The 13,165-nt window shown below is 70.6% G+C and carries 12 protein-coding genes; 7 read left to right on the forward strand and 5 right to left on the reverse strand.

The window, feature by feature from the left end; genetic code table 11:
• Positions 1 to 195 precede the first annotated feature (195 nt).
• The 6 genes from BMG07_RS04360 (at position 196) to BMG07_RS04385 (ending at position 7,474) form a co-directional block, all read left to right on the forward strand.
• A complete protein-coding gene (locus BMG07_RS04360; protein WP_198083522.1) occupies positions 196 to 1,653 on the forward strand; it encodes a SulP family inorganic anion transporter in 1,458 nt (485 codons plus the stop codon).
• Between the two features lie 186 nt (positions 1,654 to 1,839).
• Complete coding sequence (locus tag BMG07_RS04365; RefSeq protein WP_269758638.1) at positions 1,840 to 3,486, forward strand: ShlB/FhaC/HecB family hemolysin secretion/activation protein; 1,647 nt, start codon at positions 1,840 to 1,842, stop codon at positions 3,484 to 3,486.
• 25 nt (positions 3,487 to 3,511) lie between these two features.
• Positions 3,512 to 6,217 (forward strand): filamentous hemagglutinin N-terminal domain-containing protein, encoded by a 2,706-nt coding sequence (locus BMG07_RS04370; protein WP_198083524.1) that lies wholly within the window; start codon positions 3,512 to 3,514, stop codon positions 6,215 to 6,217.
• Complete coding sequence (locus BMG07_RS04375) at positions 6,187 to 6,615, forward strand: hypothetical protein (protein ID WP_198083525.1); 429 nt, start codon at positions 6,187 to 6,189, stop codon at positions 6,613 to 6,615. The genes BMG07_RS04370 and BMG07_RS04375 overlap by 31 nt, the downstream gene beginning before the upstream one ends.
• Positions 6,616 to 6,626: 11 nt before the next feature.
• Positions 6,627 to 7,103 (forward strand): hypothetical protein, encoded by a 477-nt coding sequence (locus tag BMG07_RS04380; RefSeq protein ID WP_198083526.1) that lies wholly within the window; start codon positions 6,627 to 6,629, stop codon positions 7,101 to 7,103.
• Positions 7,104 to 7,129: 26 nt separating this feature from the next.
• Positions 7,130 to 7,474, forward strand: a complete 345-nt coding sequence (locus tag BMG07_RS04385; RefSeq protein ID WP_198083527.1) for a hypothetical protein — start codon at positions 7,130 to 7,132, stop codon at positions 7,472 to 7,474.
• Positions 7,475 to 7,488: 14 nt separating this feature from the next.
• On the opposite strand, the gene BMG07_RS04390 is transcribed toward BMG07_RS04385, so the two are convergent.
• Positions 7,489 to 8,436 (reverse strand): AraC family transcriptional regulator, encoded by a 948-nt coding sequence (locus tag BMG07_RS04390; protein WP_198083528.1) that lies wholly within the window; start codon positions 8,434 to 8,436, stop codon positions 7,489 to 7,491.
• Between the two features lie 75 nt (positions 8,437 to 8,511).
• On the opposite strand from BMG07_RS04390, the gene BMG07_RS04395 reads away from it, so the two are divergent.
• The gene (locus BMG07_RS04395; protein ID WP_198083529.1) at positions 8,512 to 9,720 is read left to right on the forward strand and encodes a multidrug effflux MFS transporter; all 1,209 of its coding nucleotides are present in this window, start codon (positions 8,512 to 8,514) and stop codon (positions 9,718 to 9,720) included.
• A 7-nt stretch (positions 9,721 to 9,727) separates the two neighbouring features.
• Here BMG07_RS04395 and BMG07_RS04400 read toward each other — a convergent pair whose 3' ends face one another.
• Genes BMG07_RS04400 through BMG07_RS04415 form a run of 4 tightly spaced genes read right to left on the reverse strand, consistent with a single transcriptional unit; the run spans position 9,728 to position 13,105 of the window.
• Positions 9,728 to 10,450 carry an ABC transporter ATP-binding protein gene (locus BMG07_RS04400; protein WP_198083530.1) on the reverse strand — a complete coding sequence of 241 codons (723 nt, stop codon included), beginning with the start codon at positions 10,448 to 10,450 and terminating at the stop codon, positions 9,728 to 9,730.
• Positions 10,447 to 11,202, reverse strand: coding sequence for an ABC transporter ATP-binding protein (locus tag BMG07_RS04405; RefSeq protein ID WP_198083531.1), 756 nt, complete (start codon positions 11,200 to 11,202; stop codon positions 10,447 to 10,449). Before BMG07_RS04405 ends, BMG07_RS04400 begins: the two co-directional genes overlap by 4 nt.
• Positions 11,199 to 12,188, reverse strand: a complete 990-nt coding sequence (locus BMG07_RS04410; RefSeq protein WP_198083532.1) for a branched-chain amino acid ABC transporter permease — start codon at positions 12,186 to 12,188, stop codon at positions 11,199 to 11,201. Before BMG07_RS04410 ends, BMG07_RS04405 begins: the two co-directional genes overlap by 4 nt.
• On the reverse strand, positions 12,185 to 13,105 hold the full coding sequence (locus BMG07_RS04415; protein WP_198083533.1) for a branched-chain amino acid ABC transporter permease: 921 nt from the start codon (positions 13,103 to 13,105) through the stop codon (positions 12,185 to 12,187). Before BMG07_RS04415 ends, BMG07_RS04410 begins: the two co-directional genes overlap by 4 nt.
• Positions 13,106 to 13,165: the final 60 nt, after the last annotated feature.

The following is a 13,165-nucleotide window of genomic DNA, read 5'->3' on the forward strand; positions in this document are numbered from 1 at the left end:
ATTCGCCGCCGGCAGTCGGGCTGCTCGCGGCCGACGCCTCCTTGACGCGGGTGCGGTGACGCGCGCGGCGGCCTGGCCCGCCGCCACATCCACGGAACCCGCGAAGCCGCGCGCCGGCTTCCTTTCTTCCGTCCTGCTCCTGTTTCCGCACCGCCGCCTTGCGCGCGGCCTGCGGGCTGCCTTGCTTTTTTTTCCATGTCTTCCTCTTCCCACAGCCGCTGGCGCACCGAGTGGTGCCCCAGCATTCCCCGCGAACTGATGGCCGGCGCGGTCGCCACCTTCGCGCTCATTCCCGAAGTCATCGCTTTTTCTTTCGTGGCCGGTGTCGATCCGGCCGTGGGGTTGTTCGCTTCTTTCGTCATCGGCATCGTCATCGCCTTCACGGGCGGGCGCCCGGCCATGGTGTCGGCCGCGGCCGGCTCGGTGGCGCTGGTGGCCGCGCCGCTGGTGCATGCGCACGGCCTGCCGTATCTGCTGGCGGCGGGCGTGCTGGCCGGCGCGATGCAGATCGTGTTCGGCCTGCTGCGGCTGGGCGTGCTGATGCGCTTCGTGTCGTCGTCGGTGCGTACGGGTTTCGTCAACGCGCTCGCGATATTGATCTTCGCGGCGCAGATGCCGCACTTCATCGGCGCCAACATGGCGACCTGGGCCATGGTCGGGCTCGGGCTGGCGGTCATCTACCTGTTGCCGCGCATCACCACGGCGGTGCCGTCGCCGCTGGTGTGCATCGTGGTGGTCACGCTGGCGGGCCACTGGCTCGGGCTGCCGCTCAAGACGGTGGCCGACCTCGGGCAACTGCCGGGCGCGCTGCCGGCCTTTGCGCTGCCCGACGTGCCGCTCACGCTGGAGACGCTGCGCATCATCGCGCTGCCCGCGTTCGCCATCGCAATGGTGGGCCTGCTCGAATCGATGATGACGGCCAGCGTGGTCGACGAGCTCACCGACACGCCGAGCTCCAAGAACCGCGAGTGCGGCGGCCTGGGCGTGGCCAACGTGGCGGCCAGTTTCTTCGGCGGCATCGCGGGCTGCGGAATGATCGGCCAGACCGTGAGCAACGTGCGCTACGGCGGGCGCGGTCGGCTGTCGACGCTGTTCGCGGGCGCGTTTTTGCTGATCCTCATGGTGCTGCTCAAGCCCTGGGTGTCGCAGGTGCCGGTGGCGGCGCTGGTGGCGATCATGGTGATGGTGTCGGCCTCGACCTTCGACTGGGGCTCGCTGCGCGCGATGGTGCGGCACCCGCGCATGTCCAGCGCGGTGATGCTCGCGACGGTGGCCGTCACGGTCGCCACCGACAACCTGGCCGCCGGCGTGGCCACGGGCGTGATGTTGAGCGGCGTGTTCTTCACCTTCAAGGTGGCGCGCCTGCTGCATGTGCATGCGGTGCAGGAGGAGGGCACCCGCGTCTACCGCGTCACCGGCCAGGTGTTCTTCGCTTCTTCCGACATGCTGGTGGACGCCTTCGACGTGCGCGAGATCGACGGCGTGCCGGTGCGCATCGACGTGTCACAGGCGCATTTCTGGGACGTGACCGCCGTGGCGGCGCTCCGGAAGGTGGTCGAGCGGCTGCGCAAGCACGGCAGCACGGTGGAGGTCTCGGGCATGAACCAGGCCAGCCGCGACCTGGTGCTGCAGCTCGACGCGGCGCCGGATTGAGAGGGCGCCGTTGCCGTGGGGCGACGGTTTGAAACAAACCACGCCCTCATTGCCAATACAGCGCAGCAACACACTCACACTTTCGTTTACGTTAAGTTACCATATGTAGCAACCTGAACAAGGCTGCACTCGCGCGTCGTTTGTTCAGCCATCGGTACTTCCATGGGCGAAGAAATGAGTCGAAGCTTGAAGAGACATTGGGCCCGGTGCGGCGTGGCCGCGGCCTTGGCAATCGCGGGCTGGGCCGCCCACGCGCAGGGCGAGCGCTTCGACATCGCGCGCTTCCAGGTCGAGGGCGACACGCTGCTCGGCAGCACGGAAGTCGACCGGCTGGTCGCGCCCATGGCCGGCCCTGGGCGCGCCTACGGCGACATCCAGCGCGCGGTCGATGCGCTGCAGCAGGCCTACACGCAGGCCGGCTACACCACGGTGCGGGTCTCGGTGCCCGAGCAGGAACTGACCGGCGGCACCGTGAAGCTGCGCGTGAGCGCAAGCGTCGTTTCGTCGGTCACGGTCAGCGGCAACACGCACTTCGATTCGGACAACATCCGCGCCAGCCTCGCGCGCCTGCAGACCGGCCGCGTGCCCGACCTGCGCGCCATTTCCGAATCGATACAGCTGGCCAACGACAGTCCCGCCAAGCAGGTCGGGGTGACCTTGGCCGAAGGCGCCACGCCCGGCACCATCGACGCCAAGGTGGCGGTGGTCGACCACGACCCGCTGCGCGTCATCACCACGCTCGACAACACCGGCACGCCTTCGAGCGGCCGCTGGCGCACCGGCGTGGCGCTGCAGCACGCCAATCTGTTCAACCGCGACCAGGTCGGCACGCTGGCCTACACCACCTCGCCCGACAGCCCCTCGGGCATGCGGCTGCGGCTGTACTCGCTGGGCTATCGCATTCCGCTGTACGGCTTGGGCGACAGCCTGGACTTCATCTACGGCCGCTCGAGCGTGAACTCGCCGGCCAGCTCGCCCACGCTGGGCGGCGTGCTCGGCTTCACCGGCAAGGGCGATGTGTACGGCCTGCGCTGGAACCACTTTCTCGGCCGCAGCGGCGAGCGCACGTCGAAGCTGGTGGTCGGGCTGGACCGCCGCCGCATCGACTCGCGCTGCGACGTGGGCGGCGAGCAGGTGAGCATCGCGCCGCCGACGCCGCCCATCGCCTCGTGCGTGCCCTACGTCACCATGCCGCTGAGCCTGACCTACATCGGCCAGCGCGACAGCATCGACGAAGCGCTGGCCTACAGCGCGGGCGTGTCGCGCAACATTGCGAGCGGCACGCGCTACACCAACCTCGACGGCCGCATCGACCGCTACTCGTACCTCACGCCCGGCAACCGCCGCACGCAAGACGGCTTCGTGGTGCTGCGCGGCAGCGCCTCGTATGCGAAGAGCTTCACGGGCGGCTGGCAGGCGCGCGTGGCGGGCAATGCGCAGTACGCCAACACGGCGCTGGTCGCGAGCGAGCAGTTCGGCCTCACGGGCCAGTCGCTGGTGCGCGGCTTCGAGGAGCGCGCGGTCACGGCCGACAGCGGCGTGGTCGTCAACGCCGAGCTCTACACGCCCGAGCTCGGCGCCATGGCCGGTGTGCCGGGCCAGCTGCGCGCGCTGGTCTTCTTCGACGCGGGGCAGGGCAGCAACAACCGCACGGCCGGCACCACGCTGCCGCGCCGGGTCCATGTGTCGAGCATGGGCGTGGGCGCGCGCTACGGCTGGGGCCGCGACTTCAGCCTGCGGCTGGACGTGGCACGCGTCAACGACGCCGGCCCTTCGTTCACCGAGAAGCGCGGCGACTGGCGCGCCCACCTGAGCGCGATGCTGGCGTTCTGAAAAACCCACACAAGGCAAACACACCATGCGCCCGAATTTCAGACGCCGTCTTCTCTCGCTGGCCGCGGCCGCCTTGTGCCTGGCCGGCGGCGGTGCCTCGTCGTGGGCCCAGCCGCTGCCGGGCGCGCTGCCCACGGGCTGGAGCGTGACCTCCGGCAACGTGTCGTTCCAGCAGAACGGCAGCACGCTCAACATCCTGCAGGGCACGCCGCAGGCGCTGGTCAACTTCGCGACTTTCAACGTGGGCGCGAACGCGCTGGTCGACATTCGCCAGCCGGGCAGCACGTCGGCCCTGCTGGCGCGCACCACCGGCGGCGACCCGTCGCTGATCTACGGGCAGATCAAGGCCAACGGCGGGCTGTGGCTCATCAATCCGGCCGGCATCATGGTCGGGCCGGGCGCGCGCATCGACGTGGGCAGCTTCATCGCGAGCACGCTGAACGTGAGCGACAGCGACTTCCTCGCGGGCCGGCTCACCTTCCGCGGCGCGGCCACGGCGGGCGAAGTGCACAATGCCGGCACCATCAATGCCGCCAGCGGCGGCAGCATCTACCTGGTGGGCCCGAGCGTGGTCAACAGCGGCACGCTCAATGCGCCCCACGGCGAAGTGCTGCTGGCCGCCGGGCAGACGGTTCAGCTGGTCGACACCGGCACGCCGGGCGTGTCGGTGGCCGTCACGAGCACGCCGGGCGAGGTGAAGAACCTCGGGCGCATCGCGGCCGAGGCCGGGCGCATCGGCATCGCGGCGGGCCTGGTCACCAACAGCGGCAGCATCAACGCCGACAGCGTGGTGCGCGAAGGCGGCCGCGTGTTCCTGCGCGCGTCAAGCGACCTGAAGACCACGGCCACGTCGGACATCAGCGCCAACGGCACGAGCGGCGGCAACGTGGTGCTGTATGCCGACAACGCCGCCGTCATCGACGGCCGCGTGTCGGCCACCGGCAGCGCGGGGCGCGGCGGCTATGTCGACACCTCGGGCCGCCGTTCGCTCGACGTGGTCAAGGCGCCGGTGGTGGGACGCGACGGCGAGTGGCACATCGACCCGGGCAACATCGAGATCGTGGCCGGCGACGGCAGCACCGGCACCGAAGGCAGCGTGGGCGTGATCGTGTCCACCTCGGCGGGCGCGAAGATCGGCGCGAACGTCATCAAGACGCAGCTGGACAACGGCACCGACGTGACCATCACGACCGGCCCCGACGGCAACGAGCCCGGCGACATCACCGTGTCGTCGGCCATCGCCAAGACAGGCGCCATCGACTCGGCGCTCACGCTGAACGCCAGCAACCGCATCGTCATCAACGCGGCGATCACCAGCGCCAACAGCAAGCTCGATCTCAACCTGAACAGCAACCGGCAGAACGACGACTCGGGCGCCAGCCACGCGGCCACGCTCAACGCCGACCTGAACCTGCGCGGCGGCGTGCTGACCGTGACCGAGAGCCAGACGCCCGGCATGGGCACACTCGACATCACGGGCGGCACCACCTCGCTGACCGACGCCAGCTCGGCCATCGTCGCGCGCACCGTCAACCTGGGCGCGGGCGGCACGCTGTCGGTCAACCGCGACGGCGCGCCGATCTCGGGCACGCTCAACAGCGCGGGCACGGTGAACGTCGACGGCGGCGCGCTCACGCTGACGGGCGCCCGGCTCGGCGGGCAGGTGCGGGTGGCGGGCGGCGCACGGCTCACGCTGAACGGCGCGAACCTGGACGGCGGCGTCGACTTCTCCGGTGCCGGCGCCATGACCTGGCAAAGCGGCATCAACCTGCTCGGAGCGGTGGACCTCAAGGCGACGGCCCCGGCGCTGTCGATGGGCGGCTCGACCCTGTTGCTGGCGTCGGGGCCGGGCAGCATGCTCACCACGCGCAACGTCGTGAACGTGGCCAGCACCGAACTGCAGCTCGGGGGCGGCACGACGTGGAACAACCTCGGCACGCTCAACCTGGGCAACAACGCCACGTTCGTGCCCGGCGACGGCCGCCTCGTGAACGGCGGGCTCGTGGTGAAGACCGGCACCGGCTTCGTCGCCGTGCCGCTGACCAACAGCGCGGGCGGCACGGTGCGCATCGAGCAGGGCACGCTCGATGCGCGCATGGACATCGACAACCCCAACAGCGGCGCCATCGTGCTGCAGGCCGGCGCCACGCTGGGCAGCGGCGGCGCCGACATCCACAACAACGGCAGCATCAGCGGCAGCGGCACGGTCGCGCTGGGCGGCGGGCTGCTGGTGAACAACGGCATCGTGTCGCCCGGCACCGCCAGCACGGCGGGCACGCTCACGCTGGGCGGCAACTACATGCAGACCGCCGGCGGCACCCTGAACATCAAGGTCGGCGGCGGCGGCTTCGACCTGCTCGACATCGACGGTTCGGCGCAACTGGCCGGCACGCTCAACCTGGGCGGGCTCGGCGGCGTGCTGCCCGCGAAGGGCGCGACGGCCGACTTCATCGTGGCGCGGGGCCCGAACAGCACCGGCACCTTCGACCGCGTCAACGCGCCGGTGCAGAGCTCGCCCGACACCACGGCCACGCTGACCGTGAGCTACGCGGCCGGCGGCATCTCGGTGGCGCGCAGCACGGCGGCCCTTGCGCCTTCGCTGGGCGCCTGCACCACCAACCCCGCGCTGCCCGGTTGCGAGGCGGTGCTGCGACGCTGGCGCAATGCGTGGCGAACGGCGCGCTCGCCGGATGCGCGGCCGTGCTGCCGACCGCCGCCGTGTGCGCCGTGAGCCCCACGCTGCTGGGCTGCCCCGCGCCGGTGCAGACCGCGACGCCCGCGCCCACGCCCACACCCGCCTTGCCGCCTTCGGCCGACATCTGCACCATCGCGCCCAACTCGGCGCTGTGCCAGGTGCTGAGCCCGCCCACGGCGTCGGAGCCGACCAGGCCGGTGCAGACGGCGACCAATGAAATCATCAAGACCGTGACCAGCGTGGTGCCCCCGAGCGGCGGCCCGTCCTCCCCGACGGAGCCCAACGTGAACTCGACGGCGCCAGCCTCGCCCCCCTCGACCAACGACAAGACCGCGGACAAGAAAGACGACAAGAAGGACGACGCGACCAAGGTCGCGTCGGCCTCCGACCCCGGCAAGAGCCAGCAGCCCTCCAAGAAGATGTACTGCAACTGAGGACCACGCCCATGACATCGACGACACGACGCATCGCGGGCCTGCTGGGCCTCATCGGCTGGCTGGCGCTGGCACCCATGGCCCACGCGCAGGTGGTGGGCACCGTGACCAATCTCTCGGGCATCCTGGCCGCGCGCAGCGCGCAAGGCGTGACCCGGCTGCTGGCGGTGGATTCGCCGGTGCACCAGGGCGACACGCTCACCACCGAGAGCCGTGCCTACGCGCAGCTGAAGTTCAGCGACGGCGCGGAGCTGATCCTGCAGCCGCAGTCGCTGCTGGTGGTCACGCGCTACAGCTACGACGCCGCGCAGCCGCAGCGCGACGGCATCGAGCTGGGCCTGGCGCAGGGGGGCTTTCGCAGCACGGCCGGCGTCGTCGGCCAGCGCAGCAAGGACGCCACCGTGATCAACACCCCGGCGGGCATGCTCAAGGGCAACGCCAGCATGACCGTGTCCCTGACGCTGCCCGAGGCGGGCACGCAGCCATGAACACGCACGCAAGCAGAAAGAACCCGATGAACAAGATCTTCCTCGCCACTGCCTGTGCCCTGCTGGCGGCGCTGTCGTGCGTGCCTGCGCTCGCGCAGAACCCGCCGTCGCCGCCGCGTCCTGCCACCATCCCGCCGGGCCTGTACGTGTCGGTGACGGACGGCCAGATCGTGGTGAGCAACAAGGGCGGCGCCACCAACTTCACGGCGGGGCAGTTCGGCTACACCGCCTCGCTGACCCAGCCGCCGATCGTCGTGCCCAAGAACCCGGCCATCCTGTTCACGCCGCCGCCGACTTTCAGCCCGTCGAGCGCGATCCAGGGCGCCACCGCGGCCAGCAAGGCGGGCACGGTCGACTGCGAGGTTCGCTGAAGGCGCCCGAGTCTCTAGAGTCCGAACGCGCCTTCACCGCGGCTGGCCGTGCGAAAGCGCCCGGGGCTCTCGCCGGTCTCGCGCTTGAACGCGGCGCTGAATGCCGTCTCCGACTGGTAGCCGATGCGCTCGGCGATGCGCGCAATCGCCTCGTCGCCGCGCCGCAGCGCATTGCGCGCCACCGTCATGCGCCAGCCGCCCAGGTACTCGAGCGGCGTGGCCCCCGTCAATGACTTGAAGCGCACCGCGAAGGCCGTGCGCGACATGCCCGCCGACTGCGCGAGGCGCGCCACGGTCCACGGCTGCGCGATGTCGCCGTGCATGCGCGACAGCGCCTGGCCGATGCGCGCGTCCGCCATCGCGCCGAGCCAGCCTTCGGGTTGCGGCGCGTTCGCCAGGTGCACGCGCAGCGCCTGCACCAGCACCAGCGCCGCGAGGTTGGTGCGCGCGATCGACGCGCCCGGCCGCAGCTCGGCCGTCTCCCAGCCCAGCAGGTCGAGCAGGCCCACCAGCGGCCGCGCGCCGGGGTCGCTCGCGCGCAGGTGGATCAGCGGCGGCAGGTGGCGCAGCAGCAGTTCGCCGGCCTCGCCGTCGAGCGCGAAGCGGCCGCTGGCCAGCACCACCCGCGAGGCGTCGCTCGCGTCCTGGCCGTCGTAGCGCAGCACGCCGTCGGGCCCGCGATGGTCGCGCGCCAGGTGCGTGCCGTCCTGCACCGGCCCCGGCGGATCGCTCGCGGCCGAGAAGGGCAGGCCGTTGGTCAGCAGGAAGAAGTCGCCCGCCTCCAGCACCACGGGTGCCGCACCGTCGACGTGCAACTGGAAGCGCCCCGACAGCACGCAGCCCAGCTTGATGTGCGAGGCGTACTGCGAATAGCGGAAGGCCCAGCGCCCGCGCGCCTCGAAGCGCGACGAGAGCGTGCTGCTCACCGTGAGCATCGACAGCACATCGGACAAGGGGTCCATGGTTTTGTACGGATGAAGAAGAAAAGCGGCCTGTTGATTATTCAATCATTCAGCGCAACGCGCGACCATCGACGTATGTCCTCCCCGAACGCTCAAGTTTCCCGCTACGCCATCGTGCTGGGCCTGCTCACCACGATCGGCCCCTTCGCCATCGACATGTACCTGCCCGCGCTGCCCGCCATCGGCCATGCGCTGGGCGCCGACCCGCATGCGATGCAGGCCAGCCTGATGGCTTTCTTCATCGCGGTCGGCGCGGGCCAGCTGGTGGCCGGCCCGCTGTCGGACATGCTCGGGCGCCGGCGGCCGATGGTCGCGGGCCTCGTGCTGTTCATGCTCGCAAGCATCGGCTGCGCGCTGGCGCCGAGCGTCGGCGTGCTGATCGCGTTGCGCTTCCTGCAGGGCCTGGGCGCGTGCGCCTGCATGGTCACGCCGCGCGCCGTGGTGCGCGACCTGTACACCGGGCCCGAGGCGGCACGCATGATGTCGCTGCTGCTCATGGTCTACAGCGTGTCGCCGATCCTTGCGCCGCTGGTGGGCAGCTTCGTGGCCGGGTCGGTGGGCTGGCGCGCGGTGTTCGGCGTGGTCGCGGCGCTGGGGCTCGCGGGCCTGGCCATGCTGCTGGCCTTGCTGCCCGAAACGCGGCCCGCGGCGGCGCGCCTGTCGAGCAACTTGCGCAGCGCCATGGCCGGCTACGGCGTGCTGCTGCGCGACCGCCACTTCATGGCGCTGGCGTTCATGGCGTCTTTCACGGTGTCGGCCTTCTTCGTCTACGTGGCCAATTCGCCGTTCGTGATGAGCACGCACTATGGCGTGTCGCCCCGGCAGTACGCGCTGCTGTTCGCGCTCAACGCGGTGTCGCTGCTCGCGCTGTCGCAGGCCAACGGCTGGCTGGTGGCGCGCTTCGGCCTGCGGCGCGTGCTGCGCACGGCGGTCATGGTGCAGGTCGGCAGCATCGGCCTGCTGCTGGCGCTGACGCTGGCGGGCGTCGACCGGCTCTCGGTGCTGGTGGCGCTGCTGATGGTCGGCTACGGCGTCAACGGCCTGATCGTGCCCGCGACCTTCGTGCTGGCGATGGAAGGGCACGCGTCGCTCGCGGGCACCGCGTCGGCGCTGATCGGCACGATGAACTTCGCGGGCGGCGCGGTGATGGTGGCGCTGGTCGCGCCCTTCGCCAACGGCAAGCCGCTGCCGATGGTGGCGGGCATCGCGGCCTGCGCGGCGGTGGTGTTCGTGCTGGCGATGCGCGCGCCGGGCGTGCGGCGCCCGGCGGTGGCGGCGGCCTGAGCCCGGGCTAGACGCCCAGGTAGCGCGTCCACAGCGACCGGTCGGCGTCCAGCGCGGCCGAGTCGCCCTGCCACACCACGCGCCCGCGTTCGAGGATCACGTGGCGGTTGGCCAGCGGCAGCAAGCGCTGCACGTACTTGTCGACCACCAGGATCGCTTCGCCCTCGGCCTTGAGCGTGGCGATGCAGTTCCAGATCTCCTCGCGGATCACCGGTGCGAGCCCTTCGGTGGCCTCGTCCAGGATCAACAGGCGCGGGTGCGTCGACAGCGCGCGCGCAATCGCCAGCATCTGCTGCTCGCCGCCCGAGAGCTGGTTGCCCGCATTGGCCTTGCGCTCCGACAGGCGGGGGAACAGGCCGTACAGCGCCTCGACCGTCCAGCGCGGCGCGCTGCCCGGACGCGGCCGCGCGAAGGCGCGCAGGTGCTCGTCCACGCTGAGGTTCGGGAACACGTGCCGGCCCTCGGGCACGATGGCCACGCCGCGCCGCGCAATGGCGTCGGGCTTGTGGCCGCCGATGGCGTCGCCGCCAAAGTGCACGCTGCCGCGCATCGGCGAGAGCGTGCCCGTCAGCACCTTCAGCAGCGTGCTCTTGCCCATGCCGTTGCGCCCGAGCAGCGCAAGCACTTCGCCGGGGCGGATGTCGATGTCGATGCCGAACAGCACCTGGCTCGCGCCGTAGCCGGCCTCGATGGATTTCGCTTCGAGCAATGTGGAGGTCGCGCCGCTCATGAATGGCCTTCTGCTTCGGTGCCGAGGTACACGGCCTGCACATCGGGGTGGCCCCGCACTTCGTCGGCGGTGCCGCTCATCAGCACCTTGCCCTGCACCAGCACGGTGAGCCGGTCGGCCAGGCGGAACACGGCGTCCATGTCGTGCTCGATCAGCAGGATGGCCATCGACGCGCGCAGCGATTCGATCAGCTCCACCATGCGCGCCGATTCGTCCGGGCCCATGCCGGCCATCGGCTCGTCGAGCAGCAGCAGCTTGGGTTCGGCCGCCAGCGCCAGCGCCACGTCGAGCGCGCGCTGCGCGCCGTGCGGCAGCGTGCCGGCGATGCGCTCGCGCTCGCCGCCCAGGCCCACGCGGTCGGCCAGCGCCACCGCGCGGTCGACGAGGTCGCGTTCTTTCGAGCGCGGCGCCATGAAGCGCAGGCTGCTGCCCGCATGGGCCTGCGCCGCGAGCATGAGGTTGTCGTGCACGGTTTCCTTGGGGAACACGCGCGTCACCTGGAAGCAGCGCGACATGCCGGCGGCCACGCGCTGGTGGTCCTTGAGCGAGGTGATGTCCTTCTCGTCGAGCAGCAGCCGGCCGGCGTCGGCCTTCAGCAGCCCGGTGATGAGGTTCACCAGCGTGGTCTTGCCCGCGCCGTTCGGCCCGATGAGCGCATGCACTTCGCCGCGCTCCACGGTGAGGTTCACATGGTCGGTCGCCAGCAGGCCGCCGAAGCGCTTGACCAACCCTTCGATTCTGAAAAGACTCATGATTTGCTCCCTCGCCCCTCGGGGGAGAGGGCTGGGGTGAGGGACCGGCGGCGCTTGTACAGGGCAGCGAGTCCCTTCGGCGCCCACAACGCCACGGCAATCAGCAGCAACCCGAGCGGCATGTGCCAATGCTCGGTGTGTTGCTTCAACGCTTCCTCGAGCACCAGCCACACGGCGGCGCCCACCGGCCCGCCCCAGCTGCGCCCGAGCCCGCCGATGACCACCATCACCAGCAACGTGGCCGACTGCGTCCAGTGCATCGTCGCCGGGCTCACGAAGCCGTTGCCGCCCGCGAGCAGTGCGCCCGCCAGCCCGGCGATAGCGCCCGCGATGGCAAAGGCCACCAGCTGCAGCCGGAACACCGGGTAGCCCAGCGCGCGCATGCGCGTCTCGTTGTCGTGGATGCCCATCAGCGCGTGGCCGAAGCGCGATTGCGTGGCGCGCTGCAGCCACCACAGCGCCAGCGCCACGATGGCCAGCACCACCCAGTAGAAGTTGGCCTCGTTGCCCAGGTCCAGCCCCGGCAGCAGCACGGGGCGCGACATCAGCGTGTAGCCGTCGTCGCCGCCATAGCGGCGCAGCGACACCACCACGAAGTACAGCATCTGCGCGAAGGCCAGGGTGGTCATGATGAAGTACACGCCGCGCGTGCGCAGCGCCACCGTGCCGATCAGCGCGGCCACCAGGCCCGCGACCAGCGCCGCGGCCGGCCACATGAGCCAGCCCGACACCACGCCCGCGTCGCTGAGCGCCACCACCGTGTACGCGCCCACGCCGATGAAGCCCGCATGCCCCAGCGCCACCATGCCGCCGAAGCCGAGGATGAAGTTGAGGCTGGCCGCGGCCAGCGCCACGATGAGCACGCGCCGCACGAAGCCGATGTAGAACTCGAGCCCGAACAGCGGCGCCACCAGCGGGAACGCCGCCAGCAGCACGAAGAGCAGGCCGACGCCGAGGTGGCGTGAAGAGAGAGTGCTTTGCTTCATGCGCGTGCCGAGAACAGCCCCGAGGGCCGGAAGATCAAGACCACCACCATCAGCGCGTACATCGCGACTTCGGCGAACAGCGGCCCCAGGTCGGCCGCGGTGGCCGGCGGCAGGGTGGCGCGCAGCAGCATCGGCACGAAAGCGCGCCCCACGGTGTCGACCACGCCCACGAGCAGTGCGGCCACGAAGGCCCCGCGCACCGAACCGATGCCCCCGATCACCAGCACCACCAGCGCCGGAATCAATATGGCCTCGCCCATGCCGACCTGCACCGCGACGATCGGCCCCATCAGCGCGCCCGCCAGCGCGGCCAGCGCCGCGCCCAGCAGGAACACCCCGTTGAAGATGCGGCCCACGCGCACGCCCATCAGCTCGGCCATCGGCCGGTCGGACGCGCCCGCGCGCACCCGCATGCCGATGCGCGTGTGGTTCACCAGCAAATACAGCGCCAGCGCCACCAGCAGCCCGCCGACCAGGATCACGAGGCGATAGGCGGGGTAGGGCAGGCCGTCCATCAGTTGCACCGGCCCCGAGAGCGCGGCCGGCGTCGGCGCCATCACCGGCGACGGGCCCCAGGCCATGGTCACGATGTCGTCGGCCACCAGGATCACGCCGAAGGTGGCCAGCACCTGCGCGAGGTGGTCGCGCGTGTAGAGCCGGCGCATCAGCAGCACTTCGAGCAGCAGCGCCACCACCACCGTGACCGCCACCGCGATGACGATGGCCGCCGTGAACGAGCCCGTGCGCGTGTGCGCCTCGGCCGCCACGTAGGCCCCCGCCATGAACAGCGAGCCGTGCGCCAGGTTCAGCACGTCCATGATGCCGAACACCAGCGTGAGCCCGGCCGCCAGCAGGAACAGCATCAGCCCGTAGCCGAGGCCGTTGAGCAGCTGCTCGAGAACAAGAATTCCACTCATAGATCCAACAGGGTTGCCCGCGTTTCATTCGAGAAACACCGAGGAACCGGCTTCGCCGGG

Origin of the sequence: Variovorax sp. E3 (assembly GCF_016082275.1) — a bacterium.
Classification (GTDB): domain Bacteria; phylum Pseudomonadota; class Gammaproteobacteria; order Burkholderiales; family Burkholderiaceae_C; genus Variovorax.